The following is a 22,457-nucleotide window of genomic DNA, read 5'->3' as shown; positions in this document are numbered from 1 at the left end:
ATGATTCCAAAATACAAGGGGTTGGTTAATTTTCAACCTGAACTTCTTTTTAGTTGGACAGAAGCAAACGTCGACGTCTGTTATTTTACTCTCAGCAATAAAATCATCAGAGGAAAGTGAGGCATCATAAGATGAAAGCAACAGGTATAGTTCGTCGTATTGATGATTTGGGTCGAGTTGTTATACCGAAGGAAATTAGAAGGACATTAAGAATTCGTGAAGGAGATCCATTAGAGATATTTGTTGATCGTGATGGTGAAGTCATACTTAAAAAATATTCACCAATTAGTGAATTGAGTGATTTTTCTAAAGAATATGCCGAGGCTTTATTCGATAGTTTAGGAAATCCAGTGCTGATTTGTGATAGAGATTCTGTTATAGCTGTAGCAGGTGGTTCGAAAAAGGAATATTTAAGTAAAAATATTAGTGATGTTGTTGAAAAAGTAATGGATGAACGCTCATCTGTTCTTGTTACAAATGAAAGTTCTGTATCCATTGTTGAAGGTAATGAAGAAACATTAGCGTCATATACAATTAGTCCTATTGTTGCAAATGGCGATCCAATTGGTGCTGTCATTATATTGTCTAAGGAACATTCACTTGGTGAAGTAGAGAAAAAGTCTGCTGAAACAGCCGCAGGATTTTTAGCTAGACAAATGGAACAATGATGTTTAATCCATTGTCCAAAGGACGAATGGAGGAAAGGTCTTTTCTGTTTCAATTATTAACCTCCTACCTCCGAATTTTCGGACTCGCCAACATGCGAGTCTTTTCTAATGGTGGTTGATTGAAAAATACTCCATTTATAGAACGTAAACCTCATTATTAAGGATAATTTCTCCCATTCTATACTTTGCTCCAAGATTTAATCTCCCACTTTTAAAAAAACTCCATTAAATTGTTTTTACATTCAAATGATGGTACGTTAATTAAGTAAACAATTTAATAAAAACAGGTGTTAAAATGATTGAAGGAACAGAAAAAAGACGATTATTATTACAAGGTACATTAATCCTTTCATTAGCAGCATTATTTACGAAAATTTTAAGTGCAGTTTATCGAATCCCTTTTCAAAATATTGTTGGTGACATTGGATTTTATATATATCAACAAGTTTATCCCTTTTATGGTGTTGCAATTTCCCTTGCTACTTACGGATTTCCTATTATCATTTCAAAACTATATGCTGAAAAATTAAGTTTAGGTGAGAAGCAGAAAGCTGACCGAATGCTTCTTCCTATTTTTATAGGGATTTTTCTTTTATGCTTATTTTTCTTTTTATGTATTAATTTTTTCTCCTCTGCTATTGTCACAACGATGGGTGATGTGAGTCTTAAGCCGATGGTTACAATGGTTTCCTTTTCCTTTTTACTAGTTCCGTTTATATCTGTTTTACGAGGATATTTTCAAGGAAAAGGAATTATGGTACCAACTGCAGCATCTCAAGTTGGGGAACAGTTTATTCGCGTAACCTTAATTTTAATTACTGCTATATTTTTTGTGAATGCAGGAGAAAGTTTGTATCGGGTTGGCCAAGGGGCGATTTTTTCTTCTGTAATCGGTAGTTTCTTTACCATAATTATTTTAACTTGCTTTTTTATCTCCCATAATAAAGATAAGTTGGGAAGCTTTTTCTATTCAAAAGTACGAGAAAGCTTACCAATAATAAAGACTGTTATTATTCAAGGACTGGCGATTTGTATTAGTAGTTTAACGTTAGTCTTATTCCAAATGAGTGATGCCTTTCAAATTTTATCGATATTAACGAAAATGGGGATGCCCCTTGAAGAAGCGCAGCAAATAAAAGGTGTGTATGATCGGGGACAACCGCTTTTACAATTAGGTCTTGTTCTAGCAACTTCGTTGTCCTTATCGGTTGTTCCTCTTATTGCCTCAATGAAACAAAAAGGGCAGGATATTACAAGTTATATAATTTTATCAATACGTATTAGTATTTCTGTTGGAGCGGCTGCTACTGTTGGGTTATTGCTTATTATGAATGAAGTTAACACGATGTTATTCCAAAATGCAGATGGTTCACAAGTATTGCGCATATTAGTGATTGCCATTTTGTTAGCGTCCATTAGTATAACGATTAGTTCAATACTACAAGGTTTTGGACATATTTATTTTCCAGCCGTTGTTGTTTTAATTAGTGTTATTGTAAAAGTTATTTTGAATCAGGTTTTTATACGACAATGGGGTGTAACTGGAGCAGCGGTAGCAACGGTTGTAGCACTTATATTTATACTATTAATATTGCTATGGAAACTTTATAAAAATATTCCGGTCCGTCTTTTACAACGACAGTTTTTAAGGATATTATTTGTTTCTCTATGTGCGATGTCGTTTGTTGTTATCGTTGTTCAATTTATTGGCAGTTTCTTAGCGGGATATTTTATTAAATACCGTATATATGCTACTTTGTTATCTCTTGTAGCATCACTATTAGGTGGAGCCGTATTTTTTATTACTATGTTACGTGGCGGTATTTTTACAAAAGAAGAACTTGGAGTGTTACCTTTAGGTGAAAAATTGCATTATTTCTTAAAAAATAAAAGAGGTGAAAAAATGAAAAGTATAACGATTGTTGGTTTAGGAGCGGGCGATATAAACCAACTACCCTTGGGTGTCTATCGGATGTTAAAGGGAAATAGACCAATCTATCTAAGAACAAAGGAGCACCCAGTTGTAAGTGAATTAGAACAAGAAGGTGTTACGTTTTCTTCCTTTGATTATATTTATGAACAACAAGACCAGTTCGAAGATGTTTACCGGGCAATAGTTGAAGAATTATGTAAGGTAGCAGAAGAGAAAGATATTATTTATGCGGTACCGGGGCACCCAATGGTAGCCGAAAAAACGGTTCAATTATTAATTGAACAGAAGGAGATAAAGGGTTACGATATCCGATTAGAAGGCGGGCAAAGCTTCCTAGATGCTTTATTCCAATCCGTTTTAGTAGACCCAATTGAAGGTTTTCAGTTACTTGATGGAATAGATTTAAGTAAAGAAGACGTTCATCCTACACAACATATTATTATCGGACAAGTTTACGATCAAATGATTGCATCTCATGTGAAACTTGAATTAATGGAAATATTTCCGGATACATATGATGTTTTTATTGTTACAAATGCGGGATTGCCTAACGAAGTGGTAAAAAAAGTTCCGTTATATGAACTAGATCATGATTTTGAAGTTAGTAATTTAACGAGTTTATATGTCCCGCCTGTAAAGGATGAAACAATTTTATATAAACAGTTTTCCTATTTACGCCAAGTGATAGCAACTCTTCGTGGACCAAATGGGTGCCCATGGGATAAAAATCAAACCCATGAATCTTTAAAGAAATACTTAATTGAAGAAGCCTATGAATTACTAGAGGCGATTGATGAACAAGATGATGACCATATCGTAGAAGAATTAGGTGATGTGTTATTACAAGTAATGCTGCATGCGCAAATTGGTGAGGATGAAGGGTATTTTACCATTGATGATGTAATCGAATCACTAACGACGAAAATGATTCATCGCCATCCCCATGTGTTTGGCGACGTTGTCGTAGAAGATGCCAATGATGTTGTATTAAACTGGCAAGCGATTAAGGAAAAGGAAAAAGGGAGAGAGTCAGCCTCTGTTTTCTCTGACATACCGAAGGGTCTTCCTGCACTACTTTATGCAGAGAAAATTCAAAAGGCTGCTAAAAGAAAAGGTTTTGATTGGCAGGAAATTGAGCCAGTTATCGAGAAAGTAAAAGAAGAGCTCAACGAGTGGTTAGATGAAATAAAACTTAATCCAACTTCACAGCGAGTCCAATCTGAATTTGGTGATTTATTATTTTCCATGGTTAATATAGCAAGGTTTTTAAACATTAGTTCAGAAGAGGTGTTGATTCAAACAAGTCAAAAATTTAAAAGACGATTTGGTTATGTCGAGGAGAAAGTGCAGGAAAGTGGGAAAGACTTTTCTCAGTTTACTTTAGAAGAACTAGATCAATTTTGGATTGAAGCAAAAGAAAAAGGTTTATAAGTAGAAAGGAACATCAACATGAGATTAGATAAGTTTTTAAAGGTTTCTCGTTTAATTAAAAGAAGAACGTTAGCGAAGGAAGTTGCGGAACAAGGCCGGATTTCTATCAATGGAAAACAGGCAAAGGCAAGTTCTGATATTAACGTTGGCGACGAGCTATCTATTCGTTTTGGCCAAAAAATTGTCCATGTTAAAGTGGAAAAAATTGTCGAAACAACAAAAAAAGACGAAGCAAGTACAATGTATACAGTTATTAGAGAAGAACGGATAGAGGCTGAATAATTACCTCTCCTAATTTCAAGTTCTACAACATAAAGGACGAGCATACTTATTTTAAGAGAGTAGAACTTGGAATAAACGGGGGTTGAATAATGAACCAATTTTATGATCAATCGAAAAATCCAAAGCCGACCGTTCAAGAACATGATGTTATAATGCGAAATAGGAAGACGTTAGAAATTACGGGTGTCAAACAAGTTGAAAGTTTCGATAATGAAGAGTTTTTATTAGAAACGGTAATGGGATATTTGGCAATACGTGGCAACAACTTAACGATGAAAAATCTAGATGTTGATAAGGGGATCGTTTCAATTAAAGGGCGAATATATGACCTTGTATATCTAGATGAAAAACATGGAGAGAAGGCTAAAGGATTCTTTAGCAAGTTGTTCAAATGAGTTTAACCACGCAATTTTATGCGATGATAGCAATGATTGTTGTTGGCAGTTACTTAGGAGCGGCATTAGATACATATAGCCGCTTGTTTAACCGTTCAAGAAGGAAGTTTTGGCTTGTTTTTATTAATGACATTTTATTTTGGGTCGTACAAGGACTACTTATATTTTATTGTTTATACACTGTAAATTTCGGTGAAATTCGTTTTTATATATTTGTTGCCCTTCTATGTGGATTCGCTTTTTATCAAAGTTTATTAAAAACATTGTACAATCGATTATTAGAGCTCATTATCCGTTTTATTATTCGAACGTATAATATTGGAGCAAGGTTTACTTCTATTTTTATAATTCGCCCGGTAATTGTATTATTTACGTTCATTGTTACTGTTGCCATCGGTATTGGTAAATTTCTACTAAATGTGCTTACGTTTTTTGGACGAGTTTTATTATCAACTATAAAAATATTAATCCGACCAATTATCTATTTTGCAAGATTAGGCTGGAAACTCGTACCGAATTCAATTAAAATAAAAGTGAATGATTATTTTAGAAAAATTGTAATTTTTTACCAGAAGGTTATTTCATTTATAAAAAAGAAAATAGAAAAGTGAAGGGAGGCCTGTATTTTAATGAGTGGTAAAAACAAACGTATACCGATTATTAATCAATCGTATATGAACAAACAAAATCAACAGAAGTTAGTAGCAAGACGAAAAAAAAAGCTACTCATTCGCAGGCTGACCGTATTTTCAATTTTTGCATGTATAGTAATTATTTCATTCACATTAACGCTCAAATTTCAAAAGGAAACTTTGAGTGATAAGCAGAAGCAGCTAGATGAGTTGCAAGTACAATCAGAAAAGTTAGAAAAAGAAAAAAAGATTTTACAAGATGAAATTACTAAATTACAAGATGATGAGTATATTGGCAAATATGTAAGACAGGAATATTATTTATCTGATGAAGGTGAAATTATTTTCACTGTTCCTGAAGATGATCAATCTGATGAAAGCGTTGATTGACCTAAATAAGGTTTGCGACTATAATATAATAAATTGTATTTTTTTATCATTTTAAGGAGGAAGTTTCTTTTTATGTCAATTGAAGTAGGCAGCAAGTTGAAAGGTAAAGTTACGGGTATTACTAATTTTGGAGCATTTGTAGAGCTGCCAGAGGGCTCAACCGGTCTCGTTCACATTAGTGAGGTCGCTGATACGTATGTAAAAGATATTAATGAGTTTTTAAAAGTTGGCGATCAAGTAGAAGTGAAAGTGATGAATGTTGGGAAAGATGGCAAAATTGGTTTATCCATTAAAAAAGCAAAAGAAAATTACACAGGTGGTAAAACTAATCGTCCACGCAATAATAAAAGAAATGATCAACGTCAACAAGAGAACTTCGAACAAAAAATGGCTCGCTTTTTAAAAGATAGTGAAGATCGTTTAGCTTCATTAAAACGTCATACTGAATCGAGACGAGGAGGTAGAGGAGCCCGTAGAGGTTAACTTGCTGTCATTTGAATTGTAATGTTTAGAAATTGGTAATTAATGAAATTAATCGTAATTTTATATATATTTCAAAAGTTGAAAGTTGCTCTAATGATTCAGGGCAACTTTTTTGTGTTTAAGCACGAATTTGTAAATTTAGTAAAATACAAGGGATTTTAAAAATATGCAAAAAACATTTAGACATTTTTTGATAATCTTCAAAAAAATGTCGTAAAATGCACATGTTGATACTGTAGGATTCTAGTGAATCTCTATCGCTCTTTAAATCGGAATATTCAGATTTTTATGTTATATTTTGTTAACTTTTCAGAAAAAAGGTTGTTAATAGTCGAACGATTTTTAATATCACCCTCGTTTTTTTGACAAAATTCTAGTTTACAACGAATTATAATAGACAAAAATAAGTTGAGGGGTGTTTGCAATGGCTAAATATCAAGGGAGTTTAGCGGAACCAGTTCGAGAAAGGAAAACAGTCGATATAAAACTATTAATTTTTCGTTTATTTGAACAGTTGAAAAGCAAGATAGAAAATATATTTTTTAAAAGAGGATTACTTTTATTTATCGTTGGTTTTTTACTTGCTAGAGCCTTTATCTTGTCTGGTTTAAGCCCGTTTAGTTTGCCATTTTTTGCAGCTGTATTTGCAATAAGGAAAAATAAAGCTCCCCTTGTATTTATTGGGTTAGTAGGAGGAGCACTAACGCTATCGATAATGGACGGTTTGTATACCTTTGGGATTATTAGTTTGTTTCTCGTACTGAATCGAATAATTAAACATTTTATTTTTAATGAGATTAAAGCACTGCACTATATTGTTTTTGCAACGATGTTTATCGGCCGGTTTATATACTATTATATCGAGATAATGGACATTACGCTTTTTAATATAATTATGACTGGAGTTGAAGCAAGTTTAGCATTTGTATTAACTATGATATTTTTACAAAGTATTCCACTGTTTTCAATATCTAGCCGAAAACAAACCTTAAAAACAGAGGAAATAGTTTGTTTAATTATATTACTAGCTTCGGTGATTACCGGTACGATCGGCTGGTCGTATGAAGGCATTGAACTTGCAAATATTTTATCACGCTATTTAGTGTTAATCTTTGCTTTTACAACAGGTGCTACTGTCGGAGCAACTGTAGGGGTTGTAGTGGGTCTAGTATTTGGTCTAGCGAATATTGAAAGTTTCCCGGAGATGAGTTTACTAGCCTTCGGGGGATTATTAGGGGGACTTTTAAAAGAGGGTAGTAAAATTGGTGTTTCCGTTGGTTTAATTATTGCAACTCTACTAATTGGTATTTATGAACTAGGTACGGCATCAATTGTTACTAGTTTATACGAAACGTTCTTTGCTTCTTTACTATTTTTCTTAACACCGAGGTCATTTACAAATGAAATTGCTAAACATACTCCAGGAACGCCTGAGTTTACTGCTGAACAACAGGCATATATGAGGAAAGTACGCGATGTTACTGCCAATCGAGTCCAACACTTTTCTAAAGTATTCACTGCTTTAGCTGAAAGTTTTGAACAACAACAGAAACGAGTGGTGAAAATGAGTGAAGAAGAGCTTATTAACGATATGTTAGCAGACGTAACAAAACAAACATGTATGAGTTGTTTTAAAAGAGAAAATTGCTGGCAATATAGAACAAATCGAACGTTAGACAAAATGACCGGGATTATGACTGAGCTATTAGATAACGATTTAATGATTTCTAATCGAACAGAGCGCATGTGGGAACAGTATTGTGTAAAAAATAAAAAGGTTATTGATGCAATGCAAAGAGAAATTTATTATCGGGGGGTAGAGGAGCGGTTTAATTCACAAATTCAAGAAAGTAGAAAAATTGTTGCTAACCAACTTTTTGGTGTTTCTGAAGTTATGAAAAATTTTGCTGAAGAAATTAAGAAAGAGAGGGATATTAACGAAAAACAAGAGGAACAAATTTTAGATGCAATGCAGTCAATCGGAATTGAGGTTGATCATATTGAGATTTATAGTTTAGAAAAAGGAAATATTGATATTGATGTTACAATTCCGTATTGCGGAGGTATGGGACAATGTGAAAAGTTAATTGCTCCTTTATTGTCAAGTGTTTTAGGAGAAACGATTACAGTTTATCGAGAGGAGTGTGGAAAATACCCGAACGAAAATTGTCAAGCGACGTTCCGTTCTGCTAAACGGTTTGTTGTAAACACTGGAGTAGCCTATGCTGCAAAAAATGGAAAGTTGATATCAGGTGATAGTTTTACTGAATTAGAAATTGATGAGCGAAGTTTTGCCATGGCAATTAGTGACGGAATGGGAAATGGTGAGCGAGCATATTTAGAAAGTAAAGAAACATTAAGTTTATTGCAGAAAATATTATTGTCAGGTATTGATGAGGAGGTGGCAATTAAATCTATCAATTCCATTTTATCATTACGTACTACTGACGAAGTTTATGCTACATTAGACTTAGCAATGATTGATTTACAAAATGCTTCTACAAGATTTATTAAAGTAGGGTCTGCACCGAGTTTCATTAAGCGAGGGAATAATGTAATAAAAGTGGAGGCGAATAATTTACCTATTGGAATAATTCCAGAATTTGAAATTGATGTTGTGAATGAACAGTTAATGGCCGAAGATATTTTAATATTAATGAGCGATGGTATTTATGAAGGGCCGAAATTTATCGAGAATAAAGATATTTGGTTAAAACGGAAAATAAGAGAGCTTCAAACTGACAATCCACAAGCGATTGCCGATATTTTGTTAGAAGAAGTGATCCGGACAAACGATGGAAGAATTGAAGATGATATGACTGTATTTGTCGCGAAAATTAAACATAATACTCCGAAATGGAAAACAATCGAGCCAATTTCATTAAGAAAACTAGCCTAACAAAATAAAGATAGTGGGTGGTGAATATTCAGTAAATTATGTATATATCCCCTCCGAAAAGGCAAAGATGGAAGATAGTAATTTTAGGAGGGGATTGTATGAGACCAGGGACGTTAAAACAAATTTTATTAATTACCGATGGCTGTTCAAACCATGGAGAAAACCCAATCGCCATGGCAGCCTTAGCGAAAGAACAAGGGATTACCGTTAATGTAATTGGTGTAATGGAAAATGATGTAATTGATGAATATGGGATGAGGGAAATCGAAGGAATCGCCAGTCAAGGTGGTGGTGTGAGTCAAGTAGTTTATGCACAAAGCTTATCACAAACGGTACAAATGGTAACTAGAAAAGCGATGACACAAACATTGCAAGGAGTTGTAAATCAGGAACTGAAACAAATTTTAGGTTCGGAAGTAACGATGGAAAATCTTCCACCAGATAAAAGGGGTGAGGTTTTAGAGGTCGTAGATGAACTTAATGAAACGGTAAACTTAGAAATTTTGATTCTTGTAGATACGAGTTTAAGTATGAAACATAAACTACCTACAGTTAAGGAAGCTCTACTTGATTTGTCACTTAGTCTTAATGCTCGAACAGGAAACAATCAATTTTCCTTGTTTGTTTTCCCTGGTAAGCGGAAAGATGTAGAAAAACTGCTCGATTGGACTCCAAAGCTCGAATCGTTAACGACAGTTTTCAACAAACTAACCCCTAGAGGAATGACACCGACAGGTCCAGCTATAAAAGAGGCTATAAAACATTTTGGCAAAAAACGAAGTTTAAAAGGCTTATTATCCGGTGATCATGATGAAGAGTTTTACGAAGAGTCAATTTAATATAAAGTATGGAACGATTATTCAAGGGAAGTGGCATCAGAATTCTTATAAAGTAATAAGAGAGCTTGGCAGTGGAGCGAATGGTACGGTTTATTTAGTTGATTTTAACGGAAATAAGGCAGCACTAAAAATAAGCTTTGAACCGATGACGGTGACATCTGAAGTAAATGTTCTTAAATCCTTTTCAAAAGCCCAAGGGGTTACCCTCGGGCCTTCTTTATTGGATGTTGATGATTGGGTTATAGGAACTCAACAGTACTCTTTTTATGTAATGGAGTATGTAGAAGGAGTCCATCTTATTCCCTTTATCCGGAAAAATGGAATGACATGGTTACCAATTTTAATTTTACAATTACTAAAGGATTTAGGGGATTTACATAAACAAGGATGGGTTTTCGGTGATTTAAAGCCCGACAATTTAATTGTTGCTGGTCCACCAATTAAAATTCGTTGTATTGATGTTGGTGGTACAACTCCGATAGGGAGGGCAATAAAGGAGTATACGGAGTTTTTTGATCGAGGTTATTGGGGATTAGGTAGTCGAAAGTCTGAGCCTTCCTATGATTTGTTTGCTATAGGGATGATTATGATTAATAGTTGTTATCCGCAACGGTTTTTGAAAAAGGAAGGTGGAATTCAACAATTAACGCAGGCAATTGATGCGTCCCAAGAATTGAGAAAATATAAATCTGTATTAATAAAGGCGCTAACAGGGAAATATCAAACAGCTGATGCAATGCGAAAGGATTTGTTAAAGATATTGAATGGTCAAACAGTTAGTGATCAAAAAAGAACAGTACGAAGGCGAAGTTATAATTACAATCAGACGCGACAAAGAAAATCACGTCGTAGTTGGGTAATGGGGGTTATCGAAACAATCCTTATTTTTATTTTGATTTCTTTATTATATGTTTACTACATATTAGGGAATATTTTTTGACTAGGTAGGGTGAATTCTTCCCCTACCTAATTATAAATTGGCTGAAAATTCATTAGTGTTTTTTGTATTAATAATGTGCAATGCAGGGAGGGATTTTAAGTTTTATTTACAGTGAAAAAAATATTTTTAAATTATTGGCTATTCATGTAAAATAGAATATAAACCTTATGGTAAAAGAGGAATATTAGAAATGAGTGATTTAGAGAAAAAAGTTAAGCAGTTTATTGATAGACATAAATTAATTCAAAAAGGTTCATCTGTTTTAGTAGGAGTTTCTGGTGGGCCCGATTCATTAGCGTTACTCTACTTTTTAAATAAGCATAAGGAAATGTACGATATCACTCTCACGGTTGCCCATGTAGATCATATGCTTCGTGGAAAACAATCTTTTGAAGAACTATTATATGTAAAAAATATTTGTAAAGACTGGGATATTCCTTTTGAAGGTGTACAGGTTAATGTTAATGAAATATCGAAAGAAAGTTCTAGCAGTATTGAAGTCATTGCACGCGAAGTACGTTATGATTTTTTTCAATCCGTAATGAAAAAGCGAAATATCTCAACCCTTGCATTAGGTCATCATGGTGATGACCAAATTGAAACAATCCTCATGAGATTAACTAGAGGTTCCGAACTGAAAGCGGCTGCTGGAATTCAAGTGAAACGTCCTTTTGCTACTGGAACCATTATTCGTCCTTTTTTATGTGTTACAAAATCTGAAATTGAAGATTACATTAAGATGAATAATCTTATACCTGTATATGATCATACAAATGAGGAAGATATTTATACTCGGAACCGCTACAGAAATCATATCCTTCCATTTTTAAAATCAGAAAACAAGAACGTACATATTCATTTTCAACAATTTAGTGAACAGATGCTAGAAGATGAATTTTTTTTAATGGACCTTGCAAAAAAAACGTATAATAAGGTAGTAAGCAAGGAGAAAAATGGTGATTTAACGTTAAATTTAATTGAATTTAGAAAAGCACCATTTCCTTTACAAAGACGATGTATTCAACTAATATTAAACTATCTTTATAATGGTGAATTACCAAAGGATCTCACATCAATACATATAGATTCTATTTTTGAATTAATCGATAAAACTAAACCTTCTGGTCAAATTGATTTGCCCCAAAATTTAAAAGTTTATCGTTCCTATGATTTATGTGTATTTACATTCCATGTCCAAACGAAAAAACCTTATTTTTTAAATTGGGATAAAGGAAAGACTTTAGAACTGCCTAATGGTAGGCAACTTTTTATGAAAGAAGGTTCAGTCCCTGACGATATTGGACAAAATATTTTTATATTAGATGAAAATACTGAATTTCCGTTATACGTGAGAACACGAAAGAATGGAGATCGTATCCGTATTAAAGGAGTAGGAACGAAAAAAATTAAGTCCCTTTTTATCGATTTAAAAATACCACATAATGAGCGGGATGTATGGCCAATCGTTACAGACCAAGAAGATAATATTCTTTGGGTACCAGGTTTAAGAAAGTCTATTTACGAAGCATCAGATTTTACAACAGGTGAAAAAGTTATTTTGCAATATAAATAATTTTTTATCAAATACTAATATGTAATTTTAGTTTTAAATAACTTCTAGGAGGAGCTTTAATGAATCAAGATATCGAAAAAATTTTGATTTCAGAAGATGAATTACAAGATAAAGTAAAAGAACTTGGAGCAATTTTATCAGAGGAATATAAAGATCGTTTTCCTCTTGTAGTAGGTGTTTTAAAAGGTGCTTTACCATTTATGTCCGATTTAATTAAGCGAATGGACATTTATTTAGAAATTGATTTCATGGATGTTTCTAGCTATGGTAAAGGAACGGTCTCTTCTGGAGAAGTAAAAATTATTAAAGACCTTGATACATCTGTAGAAGGAAGAGACATATTAATCATTGAAGACATCATTGATAGCGGATTAACATTAAGTTATTTAGTGAATTTATTCCATTACCGTAAAGCGAAATCAATTAAAATTGTTACACTTCTTGATAAACCAGAGGGAAGAAAAGTAGATATTAAAGCAGATCTATTTGGATTCACAATTCCGAATGAATTTGTAGTTGGTTATGGTTTAGATTATGCGGAAAAATACCGTAATTTACCGTATATTGGTGTTTTAAAACCTGAAGTGTATCAAAATAGCAACGAGTAATTCGTAAGAAAAACACATATTAATAATATATACTTTAAGCACTATTGTTTATAAGCGTTTAATAAGAGCCTATTTTCTTGTCTTTGTTTGATTTTCTATGTTAATATTTAATAAGTTTTGTTTTGCCTTGAGAGGAGGTCAAGGATGAATCGGATATTTAGAAATACAGTATTCTATCTACTCGTTTTATTAGTCCTAATTGGTATTATAAGTATTTTTACCAATGGACAAGAAACGAATAATAAAATGACATATAATGAATTTATCACACACCTTGAAAAAGGTGATGTTGAGTACATTGAAGTACAGCCTGAAAGACAGGTATACTATATCACCGGTAAATTAAAAGAGTACGGTGAAAATGAACAGTTTACCGTAAATGTACTTCCTAGTCCTTCTGCGGTAGAACGTATTGAAACTTTAGCAGAAGCGCAAGGTACGGAATTTGTGGTATTAATGGCGAAAGAAACAAGTGGTTGGATTCACCTACTTACTTCCATGATTCCATTTATCATACTAATTTTCTTTATTTTCTTCTTATTAAATCAATCACAAGGCGGCGGCGGCCGTGTAATGAACTTTGGTAAAAGTAAAGCGAAACTTTATACCGAGGACAAGAAAAAGGTTCGTTTTAAAGACGTAGCTGGTGCAGATGAAGAAAAGCAAGAACTAGTAGAAGTTGTGGAATTTTTGAAAGATCCACGGAAATTCTCTGAACTTGGAGCGAGAATACCAAAAGGTGTGCTTTTAGTAGGACCTCCTGGTACGGGTAAAACATTGCTTGCTCGTGCCGTAGCTGGTGAAGCTGGTGTACCATTCTTCTCCATCAGTGGTTCTGACTTCGTGGAAATGTTTGTCGGTGTTGGTGCGTCCCGTGTACGTGACTTGTTTGAAAATGCAAAGAAAAATGCACCGTGTATTATATTTATTGATGAAATTGATGCGGTTGGTCGTCAACGTGGAGCCGGTCTTGGTGGTGGACACGATGAACGTGAACAGACGTTGAACCAATTGCTAGTTGAGATGGATGGATTCGGAGCAAATGAAGGAATTATCATTATTGCAGCAACAAACCGTCCAGATATTCTAGATCCTGCTCTTTTACGTCCAGGTCGTTTTGACAGACAAATAACCGTTGACCGTCCAGATGTTAAAGGTCGTGAAGCGGTTCTTAAAGTTCATGCCCGCAACAAACCATTAGATGAATCCGTTGATTTAAAAACAATTGCTATGAGAACGCCAGGATTTTCTGGTGCCGACTTGGAAAACTTATTAAACGAGGCTGCGTTAGTTGCTGCTCGTGCGAATAAAAAGAAAATTGATATGCGTGATATTGATGAAGCAACAGACCGAGTGATTGCCGGTCCAGCAAAGAAATCGCGTACAATCTCTGAGAAAGAACGTCAAATTGTCGCTTACCATGAAAGTGGACATACCATTATTGGACTTGTATTAGATGAAGCTGATATGGTACATAAAGTAACAATTGTCCCTCGTGGTCGTGCCGGTGGATACGCTGTAATGCTTCCGAAAGAAGACCGTTACTTTATGCAAACTGAAGAGTTAAAAGATAAGATTACAGGTCTTCTAGGTGGTCGTGTTGCTGAAGAAATCGTTTTTGGAAGAGTTTCGACTGGTGCAAGTAACGACTTTGAGAGAGCGACAAATATCGCTCGTCGTATGGTAACTGAATTCGGTATGAGTGAAAAGCTAGGACCAATGCAATTTGGTCAAAGCGGTGGTCAAGTCTTCCTAGGAAGAGACTTAAATAGTGAGCAAAATTATTCTGATAAAATTGCTTATGAAATTGATATCGAAATTCAATCCATCATTCGTGAATGTTACGAAAAAGCTAAGCAAATTATCACGGAACATCGTGAACAGTTAGAAGCGATTGCGCAGGCTTTATTAAAAGTAGAAACATTAAATGCGAAACAAATTCGTTATATTTTTGAAAATAGAACATTACCTCCAGAAGATTTAGCAGATAACAATGAAGAAGAAACAACTTCTTCAGAATCTAAATCCTCTGATGTGAAAATCAATATCTCTGGTAAAGATGAAGATCAAGTTCAAAACTCCGATGAACAAACATCATCTACTGAAGAAAAAGAAGATGATAAAGCTGACCGACAAGATGATTCGGAAAAACGAGAATAAGTTGTGAGAAAAGCAGGCTTTTAAAAGCCTGCTTTTTTATAGCTGAAACTAGATAAATTGCCATAATTATTGTAAAATATTTCAGCTTTGCTGTAATTTATGTTAATATTTTTGTGCATTCTAATTAATAAAGTTGGTGAAAAAATGTTATTAGCGCTTGATGTAGGAAATACAAATATCGTTTTAGGTGTTTATGAAAATGATAAATTAAAGTATTTTTGGCGAATAGCTACAGATCGTTCAAAAACAGAGGATGAATATGGCTTACTAATAAAGTCCCTTTTTAATAATGAGGGTAGAACAGAGTCAGAAGTAACCGGAGCAATTATTTCCTCTGTTGTACCTCCAATTATGACTGCCCTTGAGGCGATGTGTAGAAAATATTTTGATGTGGAACCGTTAGTTGTAGGTCCAGGAGTAAAGACAGGATTAAATATTAAATATGAAAATCCGAAAGAAGTCGGGGCTGATCGAATTGTTAACGCAATAGCTGCCGTTCAAGAATATGGTAGTCCTTTAATCATTATAGACTTTGGTACTGCGACTACATATTGTTATGTCGATGAAAATGGTTCTTACCAAGGCGGAGCAATCGCACCAGGTATAGGAATTTCAACGGAAGCGTTATATACGAGAACGGCTAAACTACCAAGAATAGAACTTGTACCGCCTGACAATATAGTAGGTAAAAATACGGTAGAAGCCATGCAATCAGGTATTTTATATGGATATGTGGGACAAGTAGAGGGAATTGTTTCTCGTATGAAGTCACAGGCTAGAAAAAATCCGAAAGTTATTGCTACTGGAGGATTGGCTAAACTAATTGCACGGGAAGCAAAGATTATTGATGTTGTTGATCCTTTACTAACTTTAAAAGGATTACAACTTATTTATAAAAAGAACAATGATTGAAATGATATACATATAATGAACTATTATTAAGTACTTATAGTAAATATGGAGGATAAAAAAATGAGTGATTACATCGTAAAGGCGATTGGTTATGAAGGTGAAGTACGTGCATATGCCATTCGTTCTACAGAAACAGTAAGAGAAGCGCAAAGAAGACATGACACTTGGGCTACTGCTTCAGCAGCTCTTGGCCGGACTCTAACAGCAAGTGCCATGATGGGTGCTATGTTAAAAGATGATAGTCGAATTACAGTGAAAATCGAAGGGGACGGTCCAATTCGACTTATTTTAGTTGATGCGAATACAAATGGTAAAGTTCGTGGTTATGTAGCAAATCCACATGTGCATTTTGACTTGAATGAGAGTGGTAAACTCGACGTTAGACGGGCAGTAGGAACGAATGGAATGCTAACGGTTATTAAAGATTTAGGTTTAAAAGAAAAGTTTTCTGGTCAAGTCCCTCTAGTCTCAGGTGAAATTGGTGAAGATTTTACGTATTATTTCGCAACATCAGAACAAACTCCTTCAGCAGTTGGTGTCGGTGTTCTTGTTAACCCGGATCATACAATTTTAGCGAGTGGTGGCTTTATTTTACAAATTATGCCTGGTGCAAAGGACGAGACAATCACAAAAATTGAAAACCATTTAAAAACAATTAAGCCAATTTCAACAATGGTTAGCAATGGAATGACTCCGGAAGAAATTTTAGAAGAATTATTAGGAAAAGATAATTTGAAGGTATTAGAAACGATACCAGTTGAATTTGAATGTACATGTTCTAAGGAGCGGTTTGGAAATGCTTTAATCAGCTTAGGTGCACAAGAATTGCAAGAAATGATCGAAGAAGATGGTAAGGCAGAAGCGCAATGTCATTTTTGTAATGAGAAGTATCAATACTCAAAAGAAGAATTAGAAGAGTTTAAACGACTTGCAGAAGAAAACAAAAAATAATGAAAACTTTTTCAAGTTATCGTTTGACAGGGGCCATCGTTTAGGAATAAAATACTAGTAAACCAATTAAAATGCTTGGGATTTTAAAAGGAGTGGATTTGATGTCCAAATATGTAAATTCCATCACTGAATTAGTCGGTCGTACACCAATTGTTAAATTAAACAATGTTGTTGATGAAAACTCAGCAGAAGTTTATTTAAAACTTGAATATTTCAATCCTGGTAGCAGCGTTAAAGATCGTATTGCATTAGCGATGATTGAAGATGCTGAGAAAAAGGGTGTAATTAAACCAGGTGATACAATTATTGAACCGACTAGTGGAAACACTGGAATCGGTTTAGCGATGGTTGCTTCAGCAAAAGGTTATAAAACCGTACTTGTTATGCCAGAGACAATGAGTATTGAGCGTCGTAATTTATTACGCGCATATGGTGCAGAACTTGTATTAACTCCAGGACCAGCAGGTATGAGAGGTGCTGTAGAAAAGGCTGAAGAACTTGCAAAAGAAAAAGGTTATTTCATGCCGCAACAATTTGAAAACTACTCCAACCCAGAAATACATAGAAAAACGACTGGACCTGAAATTGTCGAACAAATGGGCGATCAGTTAGATGCTTTTGTTGCAGGAATCGGTACAGGTGGAACAATTACTGGTGCTGGTGAAGTATTAAAAGAAAAATATCCAAACATTAAAATTGTTGCCGTTGAGCCAAAAGACTCACCAATTCTATCTGGTGGCAACCCAGGACCTCATAAAATTCAAGGAATTGGTGCAAACTTCGTACCAAAAGTACTTGATACAGAAATATATGACGAGATTTTCACTGTAGCAACGGAAGAAGCCTTTGAAGCTGCACGTAAAGTTGCACGCCAAGAGGGGATTTTAGGTGGTATATCAGCTGGTGCTGCTATTCATGCTGCATTAGAGACTGCTAAAAAATTAGGTAAAGGTAAAAAAGTTCTTGCTGTTGTTCCAGACAATGGAGAACGTTACTTAAGTACTGCACTTTATCAATTTGAATAATGTTAAAATATTTGTCCTATGGTTAATAGCCATGGGACTTTTTATTTGTTTTGAAATTTGGTTGCTTTAAGCTAACGGTTGGATTTGATAAAATATAATAAAGTTATTGAATCAGGAGGATTTATGGACAAGATTTTTCTTAACGAGATGGAATTTTACGGATATCATGGAGCACTTCCAGAAGAGAATCGTTTAGGCCAACGATTTATTGTTGATTTAATGGTTGAATTAGATTTATCGAAGGCTGGTAAAACTGATGATTTATCAGAAACCGTTAATTATGCAGATTTATATAGCTTATGCAAAGAAATTGTTGAAGGAAAAAGCTATTCTTTAATTGAAACGGTCGCTGAACAAATTGCAAATAATATTCTTACTCACTTTGAGAAAATTAATAGTTGTACTGTAAAGTTGATTAAACCGGATCCACCGATTCCAGGGCATTATAAGTCTGTAAGTATTGAAATAACACGGAAAAGATAGTTAGCAATAATTCAATAATGTATACTATACCAAGTAACGGTGTTGGTAACATTTTATAAATTAAATTTAGACCAGGATGATGTAAGATGGTGAATAGAGCTTTTTTATCAATAGGGTCGAATATTGGAAAACGGGAACGTTATTTATATGAAGCGATTCAATCACTTGAAAAACATTCTATAAAAGTTAATAACTTTTCATCGATATTTGAAACAGACCCGGTTGGATTTACGGAGCAGGATCTTTTTTTAAATATGGTTATAGAAATCGAGACGGAAAAAAATCCTCATGAACTACTGGAGATTTGTTTAGACATAGAACAACAACTTGACCGTAAGCGAATTATTCATTGGGGTCCTCGGACAATTGATTTGGACATTATTTTATTTAATGAAGATATTATTCATACTAAGGATTTGATTATTCCCCATCCAAGAATGCATGAACGGGCGTTCGTTTTAGTCCCGCTTGCGGAAATAAATGGAGAGATCGTAATACCGAACATTAATCGAACAGTAGATATTCTCCTTCATCAGATTAACAAAACCGGTGTTCGTTTATGGAAGAAAAAACAAGATCGAGACATTAATAAACTTTTTAATTAATAGTGTAGAGGGAGGCGATGTAAAATGTGGAAAATTGGTGATGTAGAAATACCAAATCGTGTCGTTTTAGCACCAATGGCAGGTGTAAGTAATTCAGCCTTCCGTTTAACTGTGAAAGAATTTGGCGCAGGGCTTGTTTGTTGTGAAATGATCAGTGATAAAGGTATCAACTTACGTAATAAAAGAACATTAGGGATGTTACACATGGATGAGAGGGAACACCCATTAAGTTTACAAATTTATGGTGGTGAAAAGGAATCGTTAGTTGAAGCTGCCAAGTTTGTTGATAAAAATACGAATGCAGATATTATCGATATTAACATGGGGTGTCCCGTAAATAAAATTATAAAATGTGAAGCCGGGGCTAAATGGTTATTAGAACCGAATAAAATTTATGATATGGTTTCATATGTTGTAGATGCGGTAGAAAAACCAGTAACTGTAAAAATGCGTATCGGTTGGGATGAAAATCATATTTACGCTGTTGAAAATGCGCAAGCAGTAGAACGGGCAGGTGGTGCTGCTGTAAGTGTGCATGGGCGTACTCGAGTCCAAATGTATGAAGGTGAAGCGAACTGGGATGCCATCCATGATGTTAAACAAGCGGTAAATATCCCTGTAATCGGAAATGGTGATGTAAAAACACCACTAGATGCAAAACGAATGCTTGATGAAATAGGGGTAGACGGGGTTATGATTGGGCGTGCGGCACTAGGTAACCCATGGATGATTTATCAGACGGTAAATTATTTAGAAACTGGGGCGTTATTAGGAGAACCGTCTATTAAAGAAAAAATGGAAGTTTGCAAAACTCATATGGATCGGTTAATTGATCTTAAAGGTGAAAGAGTCGCTATTAAAGAAATGCGGAAACATGCTGCTTGGTACTTGAAAGGAATTAAAGGAAGTGGTAAATACCGTAATTCTATTAATAGCTGTGAAAAGAGAGAAGAACTTGTGAAAATATTGGACGAAATTGTAGATGAATTAGGTGAAAAGGAAAGTGTAGCACAAAAGGCTGTATAAACTACCAAGGTTTGACAATCGGTTGATATATCCAATATAATAAGTTTGGTATGCTATACTGCCAGTAGTCTACTGGCAGTTTTGCTTTTTAGATATATAAAATTTTACTTTGAAAGTGTTTGAAACTTTTAAGTATGGTTACATAATAGAAGTTAAGAATATATAATTGGAGATGATTTTCGATGAGTCATGAAGAATTAAATGACCAGCTTATCGTTCGTAGACAAAAGATGGAAGAGTTGCGCGAAAAAGGACAAGATCCGTTTGGTCAACGTTTTGAAAGAACCCATTTAGCAAAAGATGCTTTTGAAAAATATGGAGAACTAGAAAAAGATGAACTAGAAAATAAAAATATTAACATTGAATTTGCTGGACGTATAATGACAAAACGCGGTAAAGGTAAAGCCGGTTTTGCTCATTTACAAGATGTAACGGGTCAATTACAAATTTACGTTCGAAAAGATGCTGTTGGTGAAGAGCAATATGAAATTTTTAAAATGGCTGACCTTGGAGATATTGTTGGTGTAAAAGGTACATTATTCAAAACTAACGTGGGCGAACTATCAATTAAAGTTAATGATTTCCGAATCTTAACGAAAGCTTTACGTCCACTCCCAGATAAATTTCACGGATTAAAAGATGTTGAACAAAGATATCGTCAACGCTATCTAGATTTAATTGTAAATCCAGATAGTAAAGATACGTTTATTGCACGTAGTAAAATTATTCAATCAATGCGTCGTTACTTAGATAATTTAGGTTACTTAGAAGTAGAAACGCCAGTAATGCATACTATTCCAGGGGGAGCAGCAGCAAGACCGTTTGTTACCCATCATAATGCATTAGATATGGAATTATATATGCGTATTGCCCTAGAACTTCATTTGAAGCGATTAATTGTAGGTGGACTTGAAAAAGTATACGAAATTGGTCGTGTGTTTAGAAATGAAGGAGTATCGACAAGGCACAATCCTGAATTTACAATGATCGAATTATATGAAGCGTATGCTGATTATAAAGACATTATGAATCTAACAGAAAATATGATTGCTCATATTGCAGAAGAGGTTCTAGGTACGACAAAAATTCAGTATGGCGAATATGAGATCGATTTAACTCCAAAATGGAGAAGACTTCATATGGTTGATGCGGTAAAAGAATATTGTGGTGTTGACTTCTGGGAAGAGAAGTCTTTAGAAGAAGCACGTGCATTAGCAAAAGAACATGATATTGAGATTACTGATCATATGGAAGTTGGCCATATTATTAATGAATTCTTTGAGCAAAGAATTGAAGAAAAATTGATTCAACCAACTTTCGTCTATGGACATCCAGTAGAAATTTCACCACTTGCGAAAAAGAATGCGGAAGATCCACGATTTACTGATCGTTTTGAACTGTTTATTGTCGGACGCGAACACGCAAATGCCTTTACAGAGTTAAACGATCCAATTGATCAAAAAGCACGATTTGAAGATCAATTGAAAGAAAGAGAGCAAGGAAATGATGAAGCTCATTTAATGGATGAAGACTTCGTAGAAGCATTAGAGTATGGAATGCCTCCAACAGGCGGGTTAGGTATTGGTGTTGACCGACTAGTAATGTTACTTACAAACTCACCTTCAATCCGTGATGTTCTATTATTCCCACATATGCGTCATCATCGTTAATATACGGTATAAAAAAGGGTACCCTTTAGAGGTACTCTTTTTACTTTTTATGGAATGGATATTTTAAGAATAGAAGTGTAACATAAATATAGATTTTGATTATATTTATGTAAATAAGTTATCGAATAGCTTTGGAATGATTGAACAATTTAATCATAAAAGAGAATACTTATTTTTCTTACATAATAAATCACTTATTTGTTCCTTAATGTTATTTATATTCCGAAAAAACTTTTTTTGGAATTTGTTGTTGCTTCATTAAGAAAATGATGGTATAGTAATAAATGTTGTTGAGAGGACAAGATAATTGAAACTCGACAAAAAATCATAAAGGGTATTGACGTGAAAAACACTTTATGATAATATTTAAAAGTCGCTCAAACGACATTAAAAAACCTCGTCAAAACTTTTTTAAAAAAAGTGTTGACGAAAAACAACTTAAATGATATCCTTAAAAAGTTGTTATCAAAAAATGAACCTTGAAAACTGAACAAGACAAAGTGTTTTAATTTAACCATTTAGTCAGTTTTAATTTTGAGCAAATCAAACACT

At 34.3% G+C, this 22,457-nt stretch carries 20 protein-coding genes and 1 pseudogene; all 21 read left to right on the top strand.

Features of this window, described 5'->3' with window-relative positions; translation table 11 throughout:
* Positions 1-131 precede the first annotated feature (131 nt).
* The 21 genes and pseudogenes from spoVT (at position 132) to lysS (ending at position 21,905) form a co-directional block, all read left to right on the top strand.
* A complete protein-coding gene (gene spoVT / locus GW534_RS08255; protein ID WP_161920572.1) occupies positions 132-668 on the top strand; it encodes a stage V sporulation protein T in 537 nt (178 codons plus the stop codon).
* A gap of 295 nt (positions 669-963) precedes the next feature.
* Positions 964-1,887: pseudogene (locus GW534_RS16985) on the top strand (oligosaccharide flippase family protein); the annotation flags it as partial.
* A gap of 684 nt (positions 1,888-2,571) precedes the next feature.
* The gene (gene yabN / locus GW534_RS16385; RefSeq protein ID WP_246204026.1) at positions 2,572-4,032 is read left to right on the top strand and encodes a bifunctional methyltransferase/pyrophosphohydrolase YabN; all 1,461 of its coding nucleotides are present in this window, start codon (positions 2,572-2,574) and stop codon (positions 4,030-4,032) included.
* 18 nt (positions 4,033-4,050) lie between these two features.
* A complete protein-coding gene (locus tag GW534_RS08245) occupies positions 4,051-4,314 on the top strand; it encodes an RNA-binding S4 domain-containing protein (RefSeq protein ID WP_161920570.1) in 264 nt (87 codons plus the stop codon).
* A gap of 89 nt (positions 4,315-4,403) precedes the next feature.
* Positions 4,404-4,709, top strand: a complete 306-nt coding sequence (gene yabP / locus GW534_RS08240) for a sporulation protein YabP (RefSeq protein WP_161920569.1) — start codon at positions 4,404-4,406, stop codon at positions 4,707-4,709.
* A complete protein-coding gene (yabQ, locus tag GW534_RS08235; protein ID WP_161920568.1) occupies positions 4,706-5,320 on the top strand; it encodes a spore cortex biosynthesis protein YabQ in 615 nt (204 codons plus the stop codon). The genes yabP and yabQ overlap by 4 nt, the downstream gene beginning before the upstream one ends.
* Before the next feature lie 18 nt (positions 5,321-5,338).
* The gene (locus tag GW534_RS08230) at positions 5,339-5,731 is read left to right on the top strand and encodes an FtsB family cell division protein (protein ID WP_161920567.1); all 393 of its coding nucleotides are present in this window, start codon (positions 5,339-5,341) and stop codon (positions 5,729-5,731) included.
* Between the two features lie 72 nt (positions 5,732-5,803).
* Positions 5,804-6,214 (top strand): S1 domain-containing RNA-binding protein, encoded by a 411-nt coding sequence (locus tag GW534_RS08225; RefSeq protein WP_161920566.1) that lies wholly within the window; start codon positions 5,804-5,806, stop codon positions 6,212-6,214.
* Between the two features lie 424 nt (positions 6,215-6,638).
* The gene (gene spoIIE, locus GW534_RS08220; protein ID WP_161920565.1) at positions 6,639-9,113 is read left to right on the top strand and encodes a stage II sporulation protein E; all 2,475 of its coding nucleotides are present in this window, start codon (positions 6,639-6,641) and stop codon (positions 9,111-9,113) included.
* 98 nt (positions 9,114-9,211) lie between these two features.
* Positions 9,212-9,952, top strand: coding sequence for a VWA domain-containing protein (locus GW534_RS08215; RefSeq protein WP_161920564.1), 741 nt, complete (start codon positions 9,212-9,214; stop codon positions 9,950-9,952).
* Positions 9,921-10,892, top strand: a complete 972-nt coding sequence (locus GW534_RS08210) for a protein kinase domain-containing protein (protein ID WP_161920563.1) — start codon at positions 9,921-9,923, stop codon at positions 10,890-10,892. The genes GW534_RS08215 and GW534_RS08210 overlap by 32 nt, the downstream gene beginning before the upstream one ends.
* 190 nt (positions 10,893-11,082) lie before the next feature.
* Positions 11,083-12,465, top strand: a complete 1,383-nt coding sequence (tilS, locus tag GW534_RS08205) for a tRNA lysidine(34) synthetase TilS (protein ID WP_161920562.1) — start codon at positions 11,083-11,085, stop codon at positions 12,463-12,465.
* A gap of 59 nt (positions 12,466-12,524) precedes the next feature.
* A complete protein-coding gene (hpt, locus tag GW534_RS08200; RefSeq protein ID WP_161920561.1) occupies positions 12,525-13,073 on the top strand; it encodes a hypoxanthine phosphoribosyltransferase in 549 nt (182 codons plus the stop codon).
* A 144-nt stretch (positions 13,074-13,217) separates the two neighbouring features.
* Positions 13,218-15,233, top strand: coding sequence for an ATP-dependent zinc metalloprotease FtsH (gene ftsH, locus GW534_RS08195; RefSeq protein ID WP_161920560.1), 2,016 nt, complete (start codon positions 13,218-13,220; stop codon positions 15,231-15,233).
* Between the two features lie 144 nt (positions 15,234-15,377).
* Positions 15,378-16,145: a type III pantothenate kinase gene (locus GW534_RS08190; RefSeq protein ID WP_161920559.1), complete on the top strand. Its 768-nt coding sequence runs from the start codon at positions 15,378-15,380 to the stop codon at positions 16,143-16,145.
* A 60-nt stretch (positions 16,146-16,205) separates the two neighbouring features.
* Entirely contained in the window at positions 16,206-17,096 is an 891-nt protein-coding gene (hslO, locus tag GW534_RS08185) for an Hsp33 family molecular chaperone HslO (RefSeq protein WP_161920558.1), read from the top strand.
* A 101-nt stretch (positions 17,097-17,197) separates the two neighbouring features.
* On the top strand, positions 17,198-18,121 hold the full coding sequence (gene cysK / locus GW534_RS08180; protein WP_161920557.1) for a cysteine synthase A: 924 nt from the start codon (positions 17,198-17,200) through the stop codon (positions 18,119-18,121).
* 123 nt (positions 18,122-18,244) lie between these two features.
* Positions 18,245-18,604: a dihydroneopterin aldolase gene (folB, locus tag GW534_RS08175; RefSeq protein ID WP_161920556.1), complete on the top strand. Its 360-nt coding sequence runs from the start codon at positions 18,245-18,247 to the stop codon at positions 18,602-18,604.
* 86 nt (positions 18,605-18,690) lie between these two features.
* A complete protein-coding gene (gene folK / locus GW534_RS08170; protein WP_161920555.1) occupies positions 18,691-19,209 on the top strand; it encodes a 2-amino-4-hydroxy-6-hydroxymethyldihydropteridine diphosphokinase in 519 nt (172 codons plus the stop codon).
* Between the two features lie 24 nt (positions 19,210-19,233).
* Positions 19,234-20,235: a tRNA dihydrouridine synthase DusB gene (gene dusB, locus GW534_RS08165; protein ID WP_161920554.1), complete on the top strand. Its 1,002-nt coding sequence runs from the start codon at positions 19,234-19,236 to the stop codon at positions 20,233-20,235.
* Between the two features lie 182 nt (positions 20,236-20,417).
* A complete protein-coding gene (lysS, locus tag GW534_RS08160; RefSeq protein WP_161920553.1) occupies positions 20,418-21,905 on the top strand; it encodes a lysine--tRNA ligase in 1,488 nt (495 codons plus the stop codon).
* The last annotated feature ends 552 nt before the right edge of the window (positions 21,906-22,457 follow it).

Source organism: Pallidibacillus pasinlerensis, assembly GCF_009996845.1.
GTDB lineage: Bacteria > Bacillota > Bacilli > Bacillales > Caldibacillaceae > Pallidibacillus > Pallidibacillus pasinlerensis.
The sequence above is the reverse complement of the archived record's forward strand: the minus strand, read 5'-3'. Positions and strand labels throughout refer to the sequence as shown.

What these genes read in the sequence shown, in the direction of transcription:
- spoVT (WP_161920572.1), top strand. Translation starts at nt 132, where the DNA reads ATGAAAGCAACAGGTATAGTTCGTCGTATTGATGATTTGGGTCGAGTT.
- yabN (WP_246204026.1), top strand. Translation starts at nt 2,572, where the DNA reads ATGAAAAGTATAACGATTGTTGGTTTAGGAGCGGGCGATATAAACCAA.
- GW534_RS08245 (WP_161920570.1), top strand. Translation starts at nt 4,051, where the DNA reads ATGAGATTAGATAAGTTTTTAAAGGTTTCTCGTTTAATTAAAAGAAGA.
- yabP (WP_161920569.1), top strand. Translation starts at nt 4,404, where the DNA reads ATGAACCAATTTTATGATCAATCGAAAAATCCAAAGCCGACCGTTCAA.
- yabQ (WP_161920568.1), top strand. Translation starts at nt 4,706, where the DNA reads ATGAGTTTAACCACGCAATTTTATGCGATGATAGCAATGATTGTTGTT.
- GW534_RS08230 (WP_161920567.1), top strand. Translation starts at nt 5,339, where the DNA reads ATGAGTGGTAAAAACAAACGTATACCGATTATTAATCAATCGTATATG.
- GW534_RS08225 (WP_161920566.1), top strand. Translation starts at nt 5,804, where the DNA reads ATGTCAATTGAAGTAGGCAGCAAGTTGAAAGGTAAAGTTACGGGTATT.
- spoIIE (WP_161920565.1), top strand. Translation starts at nt 6,639, where the DNA reads ATGGCTAAATATCAAGGGAGTTTAGCGGAACCAGTTCGAGAAAGGAAA.
- GW534_RS08215 (WP_161920564.1), top strand. Translation starts at nt 9,212, where the DNA reads ATGAGACCAGGGACGTTAAAACAAATTTTATTAATTACCGATGGCTGT.
- GW534_RS08210 (WP_161920563.1), top strand. Translation starts at nt 9,921, where the DNA reads ATGATGAAGAGTTTTACGAAGAGTCAATTTAATATAAAGTATGGAACG.
- tilS (WP_161920562.1), top strand. Translation starts at nt 11,083, where the DNA reads ATGAGTGATTTAGAGAAAAAAGTTAAGCAGTTTATTGATAGACATAAA.
- hpt (WP_161920561.1), top strand. Translation starts at nt 12,525, where the DNA reads ATGAATCAAGATATCGAAAAAATTTTGATTTCAGAAGATGAATTACAA.
- ftsH (WP_161920560.1), top strand. Translation starts at nt 13,218, where the DNA reads ATGAATCGGATATTTAGAAATACAGTATTCTATCTACTCGTTTTATTA.
- GW534_RS08190 (WP_161920559.1), top strand. Translation starts at nt 15,378, where the DNA reads ATGTTATTAGCGCTTGATGTAGGAAATACAAATATCGTTTTAGGTGTT.
- hslO (WP_161920558.1), top strand. Translation starts at nt 16,206, where the DNA reads ATGAGTGATTACATCGTAAAGGCGATTGGTTATGAAGGTGAAGTACGT.
- cysK (WP_161920557.1), top strand. Translation starts at nt 17,198, where the DNA reads ATGTCCAAATATGTAAATTCCATCACTGAATTAGTCGGTCGTACACCA.
- folB (WP_161920556.1), top strand. Translation starts at nt 18,245, where the DNA reads ATGGACAAGATTTTTCTTAACGAGATGGAATTTTACGGATATCATGGA.
- folK (WP_161920555.1), top strand. Translation starts at nt 18,691, where the DNA reads ATGGTGAATAGAGCTTTTTTATCAATAGGGTCGAATATTGGAAAACGG.
- dusB (WP_161920554.1), top strand. Translation starts at nt 19,234, where the DNA reads ATGTGGAAAATTGGTGATGTAGAAATACCAAATCGTGTCGTTTTAGCA.
- lysS (WP_161920553.1), top strand. Translation starts at nt 20,418, where the DNA reads ATGAGTCATGAAGAATTAAATGACCAGCTTATCGTTCGTAGACAAAAG.